Annotated in this window: 13 protein-coding genes; 12 read left to right on the plus strand and 1 reads right to left on the minus strand. The window is 37.3% G+C overall.

Features of this window, described 5'->3' with window-relative positions; all coding sequences use genetic code 11:
- Positions 1-269 precede the first annotated feature (269 nt).
- The 5 genes from D1839_RS15230 (at position 270) to D1839_RS15250 (ending at position 7,487) form a co-directional block, all read left to right on the plus strand.
- Positions 270-1,283 (plus strand): sugar kinase, encoded by a 1,014-nt coding sequence (locus tag D1839_RS15230; protein ID WP_120380754.1) that lies wholly within the window; start codon positions 270-272, stop codon positions 1,281-1,283.
- Between the two features lie 7 nt (positions 1,284-1,290).
- Positions 1,291-2,001, plus strand: a complete 711-nt coding sequence (locus D1839_RS15235) for a GntR family transcriptional regulator (RefSeq protein ID WP_120380755.1) — start codon at positions 1,291-1,293, stop codon at positions 1,999-2,001.
- A 681-nt stretch (positions 2,002-2,682) separates the two neighbouring features.
- Positions 2,683-3,531 carry a lytic polysaccharide monooxygenase gene (locus D1839_RS15240; RefSeq protein ID WP_120380756.1) on the plus strand — a complete coding sequence of 283 codons (849 nt, stop codon included), beginning with the start codon at positions 2,683-2,685 and terminating at the stop codon, positions 3,529-3,531.
- 653 nt (positions 3,532-4,184) lie between these two features.
- Positions 4,185-6,092, plus strand: coding sequence for a beta-N-acetylhexosaminidase (locus tag D1839_RS15245; protein ID WP_120380757.1), 1,908 nt, complete (start codon positions 4,185-4,187; stop codon positions 6,090-6,092).
- Positions 6,093-6,110: 18 nt separating this feature from the next.
- A complete protein-coding gene (locus D1839_RS15250; protein ID WP_120380758.1) occupies positions 6,111-7,487 on the plus strand; it encodes a lactonase family protein in 1,377 nt (458 codons plus the stop codon).
- Positions 7,488-7,926: 439 nt separating this feature from the next.
- On the opposite strand, the gene D1839_RS15255 is transcribed toward D1839_RS15250, so the two are convergent.
- Positions 7,927-9,039 carry a C40 family peptidase gene (locus D1839_RS15255; RefSeq protein WP_120380759.1) on the minus strand — a complete coding sequence of 371 codons (1,113 nt, stop codon included), beginning with the start codon at positions 9,037-9,039 and terminating at the stop codon, positions 7,927-7,929.
- 1,826 nt (positions 9,040-10,865) lie between these two features.
- Here D1839_RS15255 and D1839_RS15260 point away from each other — a divergent pair.
- The 7 genes from D1839_RS15260 to D1839_RS15290 all read left to right on the plus strand — a co-directional run bounded on the left by D1839_RS15260 (position 10,866) and on the right by D1839_RS15290 (position 18,898).
- Positions 10,866-11,630, plus strand: a complete 765-nt coding sequence (locus tag D1839_RS15260) for a YveK family protein (RefSeq protein ID WP_120380760.1) — start codon at positions 10,866-10,868, stop codon at positions 11,628-11,630.
- The gene (locus D1839_RS15265; RefSeq protein WP_120380761.1) at positions 11,605-12,306 is read left to right on the plus strand and encodes a CpsD/CapB family tyrosine-protein kinase; all 702 of its coding nucleotides are present in this window, start codon (positions 11,605-11,607) and stop codon (positions 12,304-12,306) included. Before D1839_RS15260 ends, D1839_RS15265 begins: the two co-directional genes overlap by 26 nt.
- Positions 12,307-12,503: 197 nt before the next feature.
- Positions 12,504-13,271, plus strand: a complete 768-nt coding sequence (locus tag D1839_RS15270; protein WP_120380762.1) for a tyrosine-protein phosphatase — start codon at positions 12,504-12,506, stop codon at positions 13,269-13,271.
- A gap of 542 nt (positions 13,272-13,813) precedes the next feature.
- Complete coding sequence (locus D1839_RS15275) at positions 13,814-14,485, plus strand: response regulator transcription factor (protein ID WP_120380763.1); 672 nt, start codon at positions 13,814-13,816, stop codon at positions 14,483-14,485.
- A 547-nt stretch (positions 14,486-15,032) separates the two neighbouring features.
- Positions 15,033-16,862 (plus strand): polysaccharide biosynthesis protein, encoded by a 1,830-nt coding sequence (locus D1839_RS15280; RefSeq protein WP_120380764.1) that lies wholly within the window; start codon positions 15,033-15,035, stop codon positions 16,860-16,862.
- A gap of 21 nt (positions 16,863-16,883) precedes the next feature.
- Positions 16,884-17,765 (plus strand): UTP--glucose-1-phosphate uridylyltransferase GalU, encoded by an 882-nt coding sequence (galU, locus tag D1839_RS15285; RefSeq protein WP_120380765.1) that lies wholly within the window; start codon positions 16,884-16,886, stop codon positions 17,763-17,765.
- Between the two features lie 20 nt (positions 17,766-17,785).
- Positions 17,786-18,898: a DegT/DnrJ/EryC1/StrS family aminotransferase gene (locus tag D1839_RS15290; RefSeq protein ID WP_120380766.1), complete on the plus strand. Its 1,113-nt coding sequence runs from the start codon at positions 17,786-17,788 to the stop codon at positions 18,896-18,898.
- Positions 18,899-18,900: the final 2 nt, after the last annotated feature.

The following is an 18,900-nucleotide window of genomic DNA, read 5'->3' on the forward strand; positions in this document are numbered from 1 at the left end:
ATAAAATCTCACTGACGGTAGAAATAAAAGTTGACCAACTGGTCTCACCTCAACTTCATGGATTAGATGTTTGCATGTTTATCCAAAGTGTAACGAAGAGAATGGTTTTTCCGATTAGCAGGAAAAATCGAAAAGCCAATTAGCTACTAAATGCCCAAAAATTTCATTTAACATTTAGTGAAGGAGACATTAGATTGAAAACTTACTTTCTCTTAGTCTGAAAGAGTTGGCGAGTGAAGATGAACATGACTAAAAATAGGATGATTAATATGAAAAAAGAAGAACATTATATTAAAGCTTTTGGAGAAGTAATGATGCGATTGGAAGTCCCGAACTATTTAAAATTGGCGCAAGCTCAGGAATTGCGAATCTTGTATTCTGGAACTGGTGTAAATATTTTGAGTGCACTGAGCAGATTTGGACACCGAACATCCTTCATTACAAAGTTACCGGAAAACACCTTAGGCGATGCTGCAAAATCATATATTCGTTCATTAGGTATTGAAACATCAGACATAGCTATAGGTGGTAATTATTTAGGTATGTATTTTTTAGAACAGGGCTTCCATGTACGAAATACGACCGTAACTTATTCCAATCGTAAGGAAAGTAGTTTTTGTACATCTAAAATTACTGACTATAATGTAGAACAGATATTAAAGGATACATCCATGTTACATTTATGTGGTATTATGCTCTCCATTTCCAAGCAAATGCGTTACAATGCATTATATTTCGCTAAAAAAGCTAAGCAATTAGGAATAACCGTTGCATTTGACTTTAATTATCGTCCGAAGCTATGGAACGGAGATTATACAGAAGCGCAAAAATGCTACGAACAAGTACTCCCCTATGTTGATATTTGCTTTATGACAGATAGAGATGCACTGTATATTTTAAATATGGAATCAATTGAAAAGAACCGCCAACGAAGAATTGAACAATTGATTCCTGAAATAGCTAAAAAATACGATATTACTATTATTGCTGGAAGTCTAAGGGAAGAAGCTGATCAGCAAATAAGCGGCTTTATATATCAAGATGATTCAATATGTTTCTCTCGGAAATATGATTACCGGGCGATGGATCGAATTGGCTCAGGAGACGCCTTTTCTAGTGGTATCATTCATGGGGTAATAAATGAATCAGCAAGGGATGCCATAGTTGAATTTGCAACTTCTGCTTGTGTGCTTGCACATACGACGTACGGAGATTCTCCTATTTGTTCCGAAGAAGAAATACTGTTTTTGGTTAATCAAAAAGATGTACAAATAGAAAGGTAGAAAGCATATGAAATTAACAATGAAAAAAGGTCCGTTATACTTACAAGTGCAAGATATTTTGAAGGAACGTATTATTAATGGCATATATCCAAAAGGAGAATTAATCCCCTCCGAGCTGGAGTTAAAAGACGAATTTGAGGTCAGCTTAATAACGGTTCGAAGGGCAGTAGAACAACTTTCTAACCAAGGGTATGTAGAAAAGAAAAGTGGCATTGGAACCATCGTATTAGATAATCATGCTGTTTCCAAATTATCTAAAGGGCAACGGTTTTCTGAATATTTAATTAGTGAGGGAAATAATCTAAAAAAAGAATTTGCTTCTCTTATGAAGATAGAGACGATAAATGGATCTATTTTGGAAAAGAATTTTGGTAAGCAATGTTACTGTCTCGAACGACTTTACACCTTGGATGGGCAACCATATATTCACTTCAATCATTATATTCCGCTGTCTGTAATTTTACCTGATGAACCTGAGCAGTTATTAAATTCATTATATGAAATCTTATTTCAACAAGGAATTAAATTTCATCGGTTTAAAGATGAATTTGCAGTAGAGGTGCCAGAGACAACAATTGCTAACAAATTACAAATAGAGCTAAGGCCACTTTTACAAAGAATCAGATACTCTTATGACATTAATGACCAATTATTTGAGTATTCCGTTGCATTTTATAATACGGCTGTGCACAAATACGTTGTTAATTTCGATGTATAAATAGAAAAGTAAAATCTATTAAAGTCCTGTGAAAAAACTACTAAAAACAATTTGAATTAGTAAATTTGAACAATTTTAATCGATAAAAACTCTAATCGGATTAATGTTTGTCCAAATATATTACGTTTTAGCGTTCGTACTTCAAAGAATTCACTAACAAAGAGCTAGATCAAACATTCGTGAAAACGAACTATTATTTTTTAAAGGGGGTGATCATATATTAGCTTATCTATGGAAGGAGGGATATGGGATTGTAGCCAAGATAATGGAGAGGCTCTATAGTGATGGTTTTATTCAATTAAACAAACCATTTACTTTTCTATTGAAACAACTAGTCACTCTTTAGCGGTTCACTTCAAGAGTATACTTCTAGAAGCCACTTATCAGTCAATGAATTTTAATTGCAAATGCGTGGTCTAACGCCACTTTCTTTAGACGAAATCCGCTTTTAGCCTTATCTTTTTGTCTAGTTAAGTGTGTAACCTATACAAATATTCAAGCTAAAAGAGTGAGTTTAGCTTCAGCCTAAGATCTTTAAGGTCTTTAACCTAAAAAATGATTTTAGTTGTCGACATTTATGTATAAATCCACCTGCTTTAGCAAGTGGTCGTTTAAGCTATTTTGAGAAATCCATAGCTCGTTAGTGAAAAAAGTATTTCAAATTTATGAGGGAGGTTTTGTATGCGTTTTTTATCAAATACCATTAAATTTTCATTAGGTACGTTTATTATATTGGCTAGTCTGTTTGTTTTTTCTAGCTCGATTTCCGCCCATGGATATGTTAATGAGCCGAAAAGCAGAGCTTTATTATGTGCAGAGGGTGCTAATAATGATTGCGGTTCCATTATTTATGAACCACAGAGTTTGGAAGCTCCAGGCAATTTTCCTGAAGAAGGTCCTCCAGATGGAAAAATTGCTAGTGCTAATATTTTTCACGAATTGGACGAACAAGCGAGTGATCGTTGGGCAAAAGTTCCGATAGCTAGTGGTCCTTTCACATTTGAATGGACCTTAACAGCTGCACATGCTACAGCCAAATGGGATTACTATATAACAAAAGAAGGCTGGAACCCCAACGAGCCGCTGAAACGATCCGACTTTGAGAAATTCTGCACAGTTAACGATAATGGCGCACGTCCACCTTTTACAGTTAACCATGATTGTGTTATTCCAGATCGTACTGGCTATCATGTTATTCTTGCCTATTGGGAAGTAGCCGATACAGCAAATGCGTTTTATAACGTAATTGATGTGGATTTTGATGGCGATTATGTAGAGCCAGGAAACCCAGGTGAGCCAGAAGAACCAAATCCAGAGCAGCCTGCTGCTTGGGATGCGAATAAGGTATATTTAGGTGGAGATTCTGTTACGTACAACGGAGCCATCTATGAGGCAAAATGGTGGACACAAAACGAAATCCCTGGAGAAGCAGACGTCTGGCATTTTGTTAGAAATATAGCCTCTGGCGAGCAAGGAAATAAGCTGCGTTCTTTAGGCTCATCGTTAGGATATTTTAATTTCAATAGCTAACGGATGTAATAAGTTGATAGATTGGTAAAAGAGGAAAAAGGGTGGATACCCAATCATATAAGTCCGTCTAACTGTATTGCCCCCTTGCACGGACTTATCCTTTTTTTAATTGAAAATAGTTATTTAACCATCTTTAACATTATCAAAAAGTCTAATTGAGAAGGGAAATACAAAAAACTCCCAGTTCGTTCAAGTATCGTTCGACAACGCCTTTTTATTATAGGAGATCAATGAATACGAAAGGAAATGGACTATTTTATTTTCCCTGTAAACAAGGAGCAGGAAAAGTAAATGAAGCAATAACTGCATAATGAAAAGCTTGGAAGGTCTGGGGTTTTTTAGAAGGTAAAAAAGTATAAAATTTGGTGCCTGGAGATAACGAAATAACCAAATAGCTACGTTCGGCTCTATCGCCAGCAACGATGCGACTTCACGAAATCGTCCCACGATAAGTCATCATCGGTTCGTGGTTAAGAGGAAGGCCGACTAAAAACGGGCTTGCCACCCGACGTCGGCATACTCCTGTTGCAGGAGCATGATTCCTAAAACTTTCGTTGATTCGCTCCAGTCGCTACGTTGCTAACCGGGCGCCTTTGTTCCTTAGCTGAGAAATAATTGATAGCTTATATGACTATTTTACAAGGAGAATGAATATGAAACTAGCATTATATGGTGATCTGGAAGGAGTCTTAGAAGGCGTTCACTTGTTACAGGATAAGTTACAGATTGAATTAACGGGTGAAGGTCTCCCTATTAAAGTAAAACGTATTGATGATAAACAGCATGGTTTAACTGTTTCTCTATCCGCTGGTAAAGGCGAGATTATCTATAATGAACGAGTAACTTTTTTTAGAGGATTTGGGTTATTTGTAGAACATGTAAAAAATAAGGATGTATTTCATATTCAGGAAAAAATGCAATTTTCGACCATTGGTCCAATGTTTGATTTATCCCGCAATGCTGTTATGAAAGTAGAAACATTTAAAGAAATGTTCCAAACGTTGGCTCTAATGGGATTTAATGCTACGATGTTGTATATGGAAGATGTGTATGAACTCAAAAGTCAGCCGTACTTTGGTTATATGCGTGGACGTTATTCGCAAGACGAATTAATAGAATTGGATCAATATGCACACCGGTTTGGAATTGAATTAATTCCTTGTATTCAAACTTTAGCTCATTTAGAAGAATTTTTAAAATGGAGTGCAGCAGCTCATCTAAAAGATACACGCGGAGTATTACTCGTCGAAAACGAAGTAACGTACGAATTGATTGATGAAATGATTAAAACGCTCCGGAAATCTTTTCGGAGTAAACGTATTCATATTGGGATGGACGAAGCGGAAGAACTAGGCAGAGGAGTTTACTTGAATAAATACGGATATAAAGATCGTCTACAACTTATGATCAAGCATCTGTCAAGAGTATTGAAAATTACTGAACAATACGGTCTAGAGCCGATGATGTGGAGCGATATGTTTCTTAAGCTTGCATCAAAAACAGGAGAAGCACATTATGATATGTCAACAGAAATTCCCCAGGAAATGATTGATATAACACCAGAAAACGTGACGATGATGTATTGGGACTATGCACATACAAATAAAGATGATTATGTATCATTGATAAGAAAGCATAAAGCCTTTGGTAATAAACCAGCTTTTGCAGGTGGGGTTTGGGTTTGGAATACGTTTGCCCCAAATTATGGTTTATCTCTGCAAGCAGGTCAAGCTGCTCTCCAAGCATGCAAAGATGAAGGAGTCCAAGATGTGTTTGTTACATTATGGGGAGATGACGGTTACGAGAATAATTATTATACCGCACTTCTTGGGTTGCAAATGTATGCAGAACACGCTTATTCCAAAGAATTAGATCATGAGAAGCTTAGAGAGAGGGTTCAATTCTGTACAGGTATTGAAGCAAAAAACTATCTGTTGTTAGGTAAATTAGATACTCCTGTTGGGGTTGAAGATGGAAATACAGAACAAACTAATCCATCCAAATTTTTATTATGGCAAGATGTTTTAATCGGCCTATTTGATAAACATGTGGAAGGTTTGGAGCTTACAAGTTATTATGCAAGTTTAGAGAAGCAATTAAACGCAGTAAGAAACCCCAAACTTGCTTTGGATTATATTTTTGACGTGCCCGAAAAACTAGCAGCTGTATTAGCTTTAAAAGCAACGGTTGGTGTTCAATTGAAAGCAGCCTATGATACTGGAGAAGAAGAAGAGCTAAAGCGGATAGCTAGTGAAGTTTTACCAGAGATTTTAAACAAGGTGGAAGCATTGCGAGCAGCGCATCGAAACCAATGGCTTAGGATGCACAAACCTTTTGGTTGGGAAGTAATAGACATACGTTATGGCGGATTAAAAAATAGGATAGATACTGCAATTTATCGCATTAATGATTATATAGATGGACAAATTGACCGAATTGAGGAATTAGAGGAAGAACGACTTTATTATCATGATATAACACATTCAAGCGGTTTAGGGTGGTCCAGCTACTATTATCGGATGGCTTCCCCAAATGTATTTTTTCACGTCCTTCCGATTTAGAAAGGATGCTGCGTATACATGGATACAATGTGCGACATGTTGATGTTTATCGGAACTTATGGCAATGAGACTGACAATACAATACAGTTGGTACAGTGGGAACCAAAGTCTGCTTCTCTCAAGCTGTTAGATTCTATTAACGGTGTAAAAAACCCTTCCTATTTAACACTTAACCAGCGCCAAAATGCACTCTATGCTATAAGCGAAGTAGAGCAAGGGAAGGTGATGTCATTTAATTTACAAAAAGGGAATAGCTGGATTAAGAAGCCAGACAAACAACAAGGGAATTGCTCTCATATGGATAATCAATTTCAGTCACATTATAATCAAAACCATTCTTTCTTAAAGTTAGACTGTGATAAACATGGTGATCCATTAAATGAGGGGAACGGTCCGCAGGTAGAAGATTCGCTACAGGAGATACGCTACAGTAAACAAAGAAGAGGATCAAGCCAAGAACAGGCAGTAAATCCCTGCGAGAAACTAGATCTAGAGCAGAAAGAGAGGTTTCCGGAGGAGCCAGTGTTTGAAGGTAAAAGAGTAATTATAAATCAGACTAGTGATCAATTATGTGGAAATGGACCATGCTATGTTTTGGTTGATGAATCAAATTCACATTTATTTACTGTTAACTATGGAGACGGCTCGTTGTCCGTATATACATTGCTTTCAGATAATACAATTGGAGCATTATCTGACCATATTGTACACAAAACTGGCTCTCATCCACATGCTATTACTCAAATTCCACAAACATCTAAGTTTATTGTAACGGACCTCGGACTAAGCTGCGTTTATTTATACTTGCTTTCTGAGGGGAAATTGCATCTACAATATAATCTGGTATTGTCTTCACAAACTGGTCCTAGACACATTGCTATTTCACCAAATTACCGCAGAGTCTACGTGGCCAATGAATTTCAGTCCACTGTAACTGCCCTTTGTTATAATGAATCGATTACTCATTTGGAAACTGTACAAGAAATCAGTACATTGCCTTTTGAAAATCACCAGCTAGAAAAAAGGAACCCTCTATCCCATAAATGTGCTTTAGTTCCCCAAGAAAGTCACGCAATAACTAATTATGGGGCTGATATTCACTTAGCTGCACAAAAGCCATTTTTATATGTATCAAACAGAGGTCATAACAGTATTTCGGTTTTTTTAGTGCAAAAATCTGGGGATCTATCTTATGTCAGTAATGTGTCTACTAAAGGAACATGGCCACGAAACTTTGTAATTTGTCCTAATGATAGACATATGTTTATAGCTAATGAGCATTCGGATAATGTCGTTGTAATGGAAATAGAAGAAAATGGCACTCCCAAATATATAGGTACGGAGTATGTAATTCCATCTCCAGTTTGCTTAAAGATGTTCGAAATTGGAGGTTAACTCCGCTTTTAAATAAATTAACTTAAGGATACAGACAAAATTGTATAAACAAAAGGTTTTAAACCTATATTTTGTTTTTGGATTTTGTCTGTTTTTATAAGTTTTATGTGAAGTAATACACATTATATAAAATTAAACTTGTTTTCGAACTTTTCTTGCTTTACTTCGATACAAGGTAAGCGATCATGGAAAAGTCGATAAAATTAACCAGCAATTACTCAGGGACAGTTTGTTTAAATTCTATAATTCCTCTGAAGCGATCAAGCAAATTTATCCCTGTTGAAAGGAAGTCATCTGGAGCCAAAAGAACTTCCTAAGGTGAAAAACCGACCAGCAGAGAAGGTCTGTTTTATGTAGTACAGTTTTTTGTAAATGACATCGTATGTCTATCTGCTTTAATGAAAGAAAAAACATGCTCTTAATAAGAGCATGTTCTACTTTAATAAAACCGTTTAAAACTATCGAAATGTTTCTTCCAGTAAGAGTTACTTAGATTGCTAATTTCGACGCCGTTAGATCCAGCGTGAATAAAGTTGCCGTTACCTAGGTACACGCCTAGATGTGAAATTCCTGGACGGTAAGTACCTGCGAAGAAGACAAGGTCGCCTACTTTTGGATTATTGATATGATAAGAACGGTTGTAGTAACCGGTACTTGATGTTCGCCCCATGCTTTTGCCGCCTTTATTGTATACGTAATGAATAAAGCCACTACAATCAAAGCCAGATGGTGAAGAACCGCCCCAGACATAAGGAACGCCTTGGAAGCCTTTTGCAGTACTAACCACTTTGTTCACGTTAAAGTCAACGTTAGCATTTCCAGTAGAACCGCCTCCGCTATTACCGGTCGAACTGCTTCCACCGCCTGAACTATTGGAGCCGCCACTGCTTGCGTTCTTTCCGATGCTAAGTTTTTGTCCAACCACAATTAAATCGGAACGTAGGTTGTTCCATCGCTTTAAATTAGAAACCGAAACTTTGTATTTTGCTGCAATTTCAGAGAGTGTATCACCAGATTTTACGACATATGTCTTTGATGAGCTACCCGATCCATTTGAACTACTTGAGCTACTACCAGAACCAGAATTACTTGAACCAGAATTGCCAGTGGATCCATTTTTATTTACAACAAAAACATTTCCAGGATAGATTAAAGTGGAATTAAGGTTATTCCATTTCATCAGATCACGAATGGAAATATTGTGTTTAAAGGCGATTCCGCTTAATGTATCTCCTCGTTTTACAGTGTATGTATTAGCATTGCTGTTGGCTCCGCTATTGGAACTGCCGGAATTAGAATTGGAGTTGTTAGATCCAGATGAATTTCCATTTTTGGTTGTTTGAATGATTTGGCTCGGGAAGATTAAGTCGCTGGACAAATTATTAATGGACTTCAGTTTCGATACACTTGTGTTATATTTCTGGGCAATTGTCCACAATGAGTCACCACTTTTTACTTTATACGATGCGGCTTCTGCCTCTTCAGCGGCGAAAAGTGCTGACGCAATTGCTGCTCCTGCTGTTACGGACATTAAGACTTTTTTGTTAGTCATTAAATAATCCTCCTTGTTTATTTTGAAATATTTTTCGACTGATCTTTAGATGCTTGTCAAAATTTGGCTCACAATGACTTTGAGTTCTTTGTTGGCCTGTTCAACTAGTCTTAGAATAGAGAACGATAGATTAAGCTTTAAGGGGTTGTTAAAATAACCTAAAAATTGAAGTATCGATTGTTCCTAGTTGCCTTGTCCTTCATTCCCTGAAAAAGATACTTATTTTCCTCCGTGCGCATGAACTATAATAATACCTATACTAATGCTCATGTATCTGTATTGCATGAGTCTCCTGCAAAACTGCCTAAAAGTCTTATGGCAGACGTAAGAGTCAGTACATCCTGTACAAGAGCGCTACGAATCTTCGCTGACTTGCACTTAGGAGAAACAGGACATGCTAGAGTCGGCGTAGTAATAGGGCAAGAAAAACTAAGATAGCAATACATCGTACACAGAAAAAGTGTTTTTCTTTTTCAAGGACGCGGTGAGGTATTGGGTCACCTCGATCCTTTTTACTCTTTTTTGCCCACGTGGTGGAGAGGGTAATTATGATATACAAAATTCCCTTAAAAAAAGTAAGTAAACTACTATTTAGCATCCCGTGTAGTAACGCATATAGTATTAGTTAAAGAAATAGTTTTTTTGGGTGCTAACCTATAAAAACAGTTCAATGGCACTAGTGTTAAAAGACTACAAACTAGCTTTAAAAACGACTGGCTGAGTGAATATGTTTTTGTTTCAAACTAAGTAAAGCTGCCGACTTAACCTCTTTGACCTGGTGATTTTTATAGTTTATGGCATGTAGGCACTATGACGGAAGTGGTAGTTTTGTATTGTTCTCTATTGTTTTTCTCATCCAGACTAACTCATCTTGGGCAAACTAAAGAACTAGTCGTAAAGTTCCGATTTAATCTAATATCGGGCCTTTATCCCGAAATTTGAAGTTTTAATTCAAAAAAACAGCGAAAAATTATCAGGTCTTTAGTCTGTTTAGCCGTGGGAGAGTAAAATAACTATAAAAACAATAAGTCTTACCGTGTTTTAATTGAGCTTAAAATTACATCACCATTAGATTTTTCAAGGCGTTCTTTTTAACTAAATAGTTTTTATCCCACATTCAAAACGCTAAATCCAGTGATGGAAAGCAAATAAAGAAGTCCATATTCATTCAGATGAATATAGAAGGTTGACAGTTATAAAGAATTGCGTCAGGACAACCAAGAAATACGGTAGTAGCCTCATGAATAGTCTTCTTTTAAAAACCTGCGCTCCCGTGCTTGCCATTAGGGTCAAGCATGGAAGTGACCCTAATGGAATTTTTACTTTAATAGATTGATTTTTTCAAATGGCTGAAATTAATTAGATACTACATGATTATTAAGAATATACATATATTACAAACTGACAGTCAACATATACTAAACAAAGCCAATATTCTTCAAAATGTCTTCAAAATAGAGATTATTGTTAAGATTAGCGCCTGAAAATTATTTTTAGCTGTTTTTTAAAATTGGTTACCTAACATTCACCTAAATTTTCATATGAAAATTCGCTATTTCTTCATCTTTTCTAACAAATAGAGGGTTATACTGGAAATTATTTGCTAATAATTAATTTGATATTCTGTGTTAATTTGCAAATAATTGACAAGTTATTTGTAATTAGAATGTAATATAATAATGTTTACGTTTAGTGGGTGCACTTTTTACCTATTTCCACTCATTAATTTCATAAATTTACCATCAAATCGTTGTCGTTTTATGTTATAATTCAATACTAGGTTATCAGCTAACAATGCTAGTTAAATAGAAAATGGAGGTAACTTTATGGAAGAGACGATTTCCTTAAAGGAGATATTTGCTGTCTTAAAAAAGCGTATAATGCTTATTTTGGCATGTATATTTGGTGCTGCGGTGATTGCTGCGATCGTTAGCTATTTTGTGTTAACGCCAACATATGAAGCCAATTCTTCCTTTATCGTTAACCAAAGTCAGCAAGATTCTCAAATGCAGTACAATGTCGAAGAAATACGAACGAATGTGGAACTCATTAATACATATAATGTCATTATTAAAAGTGCGCGCATCCTAAATCAGGTTGTAGATGAACTTAACTTAGATATGACGAGTGATGAGCTGGCACAAAAAATTCAGGTTTCCAGTGAGGAGCAATCACAGGTTGTAACGGTGACAGCCACCGATTCAAGCCCTAAACTTGCTGTTGAGATGGCGAACACAACTGTTACTACGTTTCAAAACGAAATTCCTGAATTAATGAATGTCGATAATGTAAACATTTTATCCGAAGCTGAACTTGGACCAAACCCGTCCCCAGTTTCGCCAAATTCCATGTTAAATATAGCCATTGCTATCGTGCTTGGTGCGATGATCGGTGTTGGTATCGCATTTCTACTGGAATACTTGGATAATACGATTACGAGTGAAGAAGATGTAGAAAAACAACTTGGCACGCCAGTGCTTGGCGCGATCTCTTCCATCGAGGAAAAGGATATTAGCGACCAGCAATTCCGACCACAGCCAAGCAATCAGGAAAGGGGGCGTCACCATGTTACGCAGAAAAAATCCGTCTAGACCAGGAACGAAAATGCGTCATTTAATTGCGAAATTGAATCCCAAATCCCCTATTTCTGAACAGTATCGTACCATTCGTACGAACATTGATTTTGCATCTGTGGATGAAGAAATTCACACGCTACTCGTTACTTCTTCTGGGCCAGGTGAAGGTAAATCTATGACGGCTGCTAACTTAGCAGTTGTGTATGCGCAACAAGGAAAAAAAGTGTTACTTATAGATGCTGATTTACGTAAACCGACAGTACACTATACGTTTCGCCTTGATAATTTACGGGGGCTTAGTAACCTTTTGGTTGGCGAAAGTTCATTGGAACAGGTTGTGCAACACAGTGACGTCGATTATTTAGAAGTTATGTCTTGCGGTCCAATTCCACCTAACCCATCGGAATTACTAGCTTCCCAAAAAATGAAACAACTGCTGGAGACATTAAAAGCTACTTACGATATCATTATTTTTGATACGCCGCCAGTGCTAGCTGTGACCGATGCGCAGATTTTGGCCAATATTGTAGACGGTTCGATACTTGTAGTCAGGAGCAAGCAAACAGAGGTCGAAGGGGCGCAAAAAGCTGTCGAATCATTGAAGCCAGCTAGAGCAAAATTACTAGGGACAGTGTTAAACGATCGGGAAAAGAAACAGTCCAATTATTATTACTATTACGGAGCGAAATAAGCGACACTCCTTATTCTTTGGGATAAGGAGTTTCCTAAATACGAGGTGTAGGTTTATTTTTTCGGCTAAAAGTCACCCGAATATGTTAAAAAAATTTTAAGGATTTCATCATACAAAGTGCACGTCAAATGATTGTTTGTTATAATTTACCTAAGTTTATAAGAGAGAATGGGTAAGAAAAATAGGATGTGAATGCAATGATAGATATTCATAGTCATATATTACCTGGTATTGATGACGGTGCGAAAAATGAAGAACAAAGTCTAAAAATGGCGAAAGCAGCTATAGAACAAGGAATACATACAATCATTGCGACACCGCATCATCAAAATGGTGCGTTTAATAATTTTCGTTGGGAAATTGAAAATAGTGTGGAGATTTTAAACGATTTCCTTAAACGAGAAGGTGTTCCGCTTACGGTTTTGCCTGGTCAGGAAACACGTATTTATGGCGAAATGGTAGAAGGTATAAGGCAAAATGAACTTCTCCCACTGAATTATAGCAAGTATGTATTTGTGGAATTCCCTTCTGATTCTGTTCCACGGTATACTACACAGCTGTTATTCGATATTCAAGTGGAAGGTTATACGCCGATTATTGTGCATCCAGAAAGGAACAGGGCACTCTTGGAGCATCCGAATCTATTATATGAATTGGTGTCTAAGGGAGCTCTTACACAAGTAACAGCAGGCAGTGTGGGTGGGAAATTTGGAAAAGATATTCAAAAATTCACGATACAAATCATTGGAGCAAACTTGACACATTTTATTGCTTCCGATGCACATAATACTACTTCAAGAGCCTTTTATTTGCAGGAAGCCTATGAAGATATAAAGAAAAGTTTTGGCGGTGACTATTTCTACATGTTTTTAGAAAATAGCAATCTACTAGTTGACAATGACTACGTCAACCGTTTAGAGCCATTACGGATTAAAAAGAAGAAGAAATTTCTTGGGTTATTTTAAGCGTGTGTTCTTATACGATACATTAAATCAAGCGACCTAAATTAGAATGCAAATGTGGTCTGAAACAGCTTGTAAAGATGCTATATAGTTAGGCAATTACCATTTCTTATTCTTAAATGTGATGCTTTGAGCTGGGATAAATTGTTAACCTGTGTTATTAGTATATAAGACATAGATATGAACATTAAATTAACTTTTTAGTGTTTCATCTTTCGTATATGGATATAGGGCCTTCATTTAGCGGAGATACAGTCTCAGCGCTGAGATAATGAACCTACGTTTCGAATCTTTTATGGATTAATAGGTTATAGTCCCGTCCCGTAATGATAAAAATAGTGTTGTTTTGTTGTTATGAATTGACGCACCTTTAAAGGTTTGTTTAGAAGCTTCATCCAGATTACAAATGCCATAGCTGCAGGCACTAAGCAATGGCATTTGTAATCATTTCTTGGGAATACGTTTGCGCTAGCGATATGAACTAAGGTACTTGTCAGTTGTGCCAAGATCAAGATGGTTCATTTAATAAGGTAGGGGGGAGCGCATTGATACGCGTCATGATCGTGGATGACCAACAGTTGTTTATAGACGGAATGGAAGCATTGCTCATGCAGGAGCAAGATATGCAAGTCGTGTCAACGGCAACGAATGGAAAGACAAGTATTCTTTACTTCAAAGAGTGTCGACCGAATTTGGTTTTAATAGATATCCATATGCCTCATACAGACGCAATCAAACTCATATTGCACATGAAAGAGTCGCAACCAGACGTGAAAATTCTCGTACTCACCTCCTTTACAGATGAAGATTTGATTGTAGCTGCTATTTATGCGGGGGCAGATGGATTTGTACTGAAAAACTTACACGGGGACCATCTGATTGCTTGCATGCACTCGGTTATGCGTGGTGAAGTAGTCTTTGCTGGTGAAGTTGCGCGAATTTTGGCTAAACGCATTTTAGAGCGCAAGCTTGATAAACGAGAAGTGCTTGATGAAGCGTTTAAGCATTTGGGAATCCATCTTTCTAAACGAGAACTTGATATTGCGTACTTGTTGGCGGAAGGCCTTTCCAATAAAGATATTGCACAGCGCCTTTACTTAAGTGAAGGGACGGTAAAGAATTATATTAGCAGTATTTATCAAACGTTTCAAATGAATAATCGCAAGCAATTAATGACCTATTTTAAAGAGTTGCTAGAAAAAAAGCCAGTCACATAATCGATGAAGTGTTTTCGAGACTTCCTATTGATTTGAAAATCTTTACATCTATTACCATTACTTCTGTTATGACTTTTATTTCTAGAAGTAACTAAAATTATGACTAGGTATATAGTATGATGAAAATGTGCGTTAGCGCACACTCTTGCTATCGAATAAACATAGAAATATAGAAAACAGTAGAGTTTATTACATATAAATTGTTCGTTATTATACGCATGTACATCGAAGAAACGTGAATCCAATCCAAACAGCATGGAACCGTGCTGTTTTCAAACACGTTTTGCTATGCTTGCTGTTTTTAGATAATGTTTAGTTTGTATACGTAGGATATACATGACTCGTATCTTTTATTTAACTTGGCATGTTTAGAGTTTAACAATATTTTAAAAATGTCGATATAAAAACATTGCTAGACAAACAGCTAAAGTTGTTAAGGGATGAGAGTTAACAATATAGCTATACAATAATCTACAAAAAACGCCTGAAAAACTCATCTCCAAAGTCTTAATCACAACAATGTAATCAGACAGGAAGGAGCATTCATATGGGGTACAAATCTAGGCTAGGTCTGTTAATTTTGCTAGACTCGGTAATTGTTACGACTGCTATTTTTATTGCCTCGTGGGTCGTATACCCTTATACCTCTGTTGTCAGCATCGACGCAATCGTTATTAGCGCAGTTGCACTTTTAATTTTTCATCATATATTTGCGTACATTTTTAAGCTGTATAACAAAGTATGGGCCTACGCCAGTGTTGGTGAGTTAATTGCCATCGTTCAGGCCGTAACGTTTTCTGTACTTGGCGCAACAGTTGTACAATTTCTTGCAAATAACTTTAGTATTTACAAGCGAGCCCTGCTTGTAACATGGATGTTACATATTATATTTATTGGTGGTTCTAGATTTTTTTGGCGTGTAGTACGTGACAGATATATCAAAGATAACCGTGTACATAAAAGAACGCTTATTGTCGGCGCTGGAGCAGCTGGTGCGATGATTGCGCGCCAATTACGTGATCAGAGCCAAGAAGCAGAGTTGTGTCCAGTTGCGTTTGTCGATGATGATTTAACGAAACAGAAAATGCAATTATATAATATCCCTGTAAAAGGAAGGGTGCGGGATATTCCAAAAATCGTTGATGATATGGAGATTGAACATATTGTTATCGCGATCCCGTCGCTTCGTAATGGTCAATTGAAAAAAATTGTAGAATTTTGTAGTCAGACGAAAGCAAAGGTTCAAATGATCCCGAAAATTGAAGATTTAATGACGGGAAAGATTACTGCCAGTAGCTTGAAAAATGTCGAAGTCGAGGACTTATTGGGACGTGAACCTGTGGAACTTGATATTCATGCGATTTCCAGATATGTCACGCAAAAAACGGTTATGATAACTGGAGCAGGTGGGTCAATTGGTTCCGAAATATGCCGGCAAGTGATGAAATTTTCTCCGAGGAAAATCATTTTAGTAGGTCATGGCGAATTCAGCATTTATACGATTGATATGGAATTACGGGAGAAATATCGCGACACAGGCATTGAAATCGTACCTGTTATCGGTGATGTACAAGACCGTGATCGGATGTTTGAAATTATGGAAACGTACAAACCGCGCATTGTGTATCATGCAGCAGCGCACAAGCACGTCCCATTAATGGAGCAAAATCCGCACGAAGCGGTAAAAAATAATATTATTGGTACGAAAAATGCCGCGGAGGCTGCGGCTACATTCGGTATACATACATTCGTATTAGTTTCAACGGATAAGGCCGTCAACCCGACAAATGTGATGGGAGCGACAAAACGCATTGCGGAAATGGTGATCCAAGACTTAGCAGTGCGTAGTAAAACGAAATTTACTGCAGTCCGTTTTGGTAACGTATTAGGTAGTAGAGGGAGCGTCATCCCACTATTTAAGAAACAGATCGCGGCAGGTGGTCCAGTTACGGTAACCGATCCAGAAATGACGCGTTACTTCATGACCATTCCAGAAGCTTCCCGCCTTGTTATTCAAGCTGGAACTTTGGCGAGAGGCGGCGAAATTTTTGTTCTTGATATGGGAGAACCGGTAAAAATCGTTGACCTTGCGAAAAATTTGATTAAGCTATCTGGCTATACAGAAGAAGAAATACCTATTGAATTTACAGGCATCCGGCCGGGTGAAAAGATGTACGAGGAGCTGCTTGGAGAAGATGAAGTACATTCGGAAGCAGTATACGAAAAGATTTATGTTGGCAAAACGTCTGCAGTCGATCAGGACGTAATAAACGAAATTATTCATAGCTTTGAAAATTATACACGCAAAGACTTGAAAGACGCACTTATGCAGATAGTTTATATGGAACATAGTTACGTCACAGTGAAAGGTTCGTAAACGATGAAGGGGGATTCATTTATGCGTACGATTAAAAAAGCCATTATTCCAGCGGCGGGATTAGGGACGAGATTCCTGCCTGCAACAAAAGCGATGCCGAAAGAAATGCTACCGATTGTAGATAAGCCAACGATTCAATATATTGTTGAAGAGGCAGTGGAATCAGGAATTGAAGATATTATTATTGTAACAGGAAAAGGAAAACGCGCCATCGAGGATCATTTTGATAACAATTTTGAACTGGAAGACAACTTGATTAAAAAGGAGAAGTTTGATTTACTTGAAAAGGTAAAGCATCCTTCCAAGGTCGATATTCATTATATTCGCCAAAAAGAACCTAAAGGATTAGGTCACGCCGTTTGGTGTGCTCGCAAATTTATTGGCAATGAACCATTCGCCGTTTTACTTGGGGACGATATCGTTCAAGCTGCTACACCTGGACTTCGCCAGTTGATTGACCAATTTGAAGAAACACAGTCTCCCGTTGTTGGTGTACAGCAAGTACCAGATAGTGAAACGCATCGCTATGGAATAGTCGACCCGAATACGATTGAAGGTCGTCGTTATCAGGTGGATCACTTTGTCGAAAAACCAAAACAAGGTACCGCACCATCCAACTTGGCGATCATGGGCCGTTACGTGTTAACACCGGAAATCTTTACCTTCCTTGATAAGCAAGAGATTGGCGCTGGCGGAGAAATTCAATTAACCGATGCGATTCAAAAGCTAAATGAAGTGCAAAACGTCTACGCCTATGACTTTGAAGGGAAACGCTATGATGTTGGGGAAAAGCTCGGCTTTGTGAAAACAACAATTGATTTAGCATTAGAAAACGAAGAAATTCGTGACGACTTATTGAAGTATTTAGTGGAGAAAGTGCAGGAAGAAAAAGCATCAGTTTAAATAGAAGGGTAGTCTTTAACATGGATGAGCGGATATTTTTAGCATCACCTCATATGAGTGAAGAAGGTTATGAATTACAATATGTCCATGAAGCGTTTGACACGAATTGGATAGCTCCACTAGGTGAGAATGTGAACCAATTTGAAAACGAATTGGCAGATAAGGTTGGAATAAAATCAGCAGCAGCACTATCTTCTGGGACTGCTGCTATTCACTTGGCTTTAAAAGCAGCAGGTGTTGGTGAAGGAGATGTCGTATTTTGCCCGTCACTTACGTTTTCTGCATCAGCTAATCCGATCATCTATCAATCTGCCACACCTGTTTTTATAGATAGCGATGAAAAGACGTGGAATATGGATCCAGAAGCACTAGAAGAAGCATTTAAAAAATATCCTAATTCAAAAGCGGTTATTGTCGTTCATTTATATGGTCTTTCTGCAGATATGGATAGAATAATAGATATATGCAATAAGCATGATGTTGCTTTAATAGAAGACGCAGCAGAATCATTAGGTACATACTATAAGGGCAAGCAAACCGGTACATTTGGAGACTACGGAATTTTCTCCTTTAATGGTAATAAAATTATTACTACTTCAGGTGGCGGAATGCTTATTTCTAATAATGAAGAAAAAATTGCAAAAGCACGTTTTTGGGCTACCCAAGCTAGAGATAAAGCACGTCACTATCAACATAGTGAACTAGGCTTTAATTATCGCATGAGTAATGTAGTGGCAGGCATTGGCCGTGGACAGTTAAAAGTGTTAGATGGTCGTGTCGCTAAGAAGAATTATATCTTTAATTACTATAAGAAAGAGCTAGAAAATCTAGAAGGCATTGAATTTATGCCAACAAATTCTTTTGATGCACCAAATCGTTGGTTAAGTTGTATTACTCTGAATGGTAAAGTAAGACCAATCGATATTATGGGAGCTTTGGAAAAAGAAAATATCGAGTCTAGACCAATTTGGAAGCCAATGCATATGCAACCATTTTTTAAAGTATATGATTTTATTGGTAATGATGTTGCAGAAAAATTATTTGCTAATGGTGTATGTTTACCATCTGATACAAAAATGACAGATGCGGACTTGGAAAGAGTAGTGAAGATAATTAGAGGGTTGTGGTTATAAAA

Source organism: Roseburia sp. 1XD42-34 (assembly GCF_009917385.1).
In the GTDB taxonomy this organism is placed as follows: Bacteria; Bacillota; Bacilli; order Bacillales; family Amphibacillaceae; genus Virgibacillus.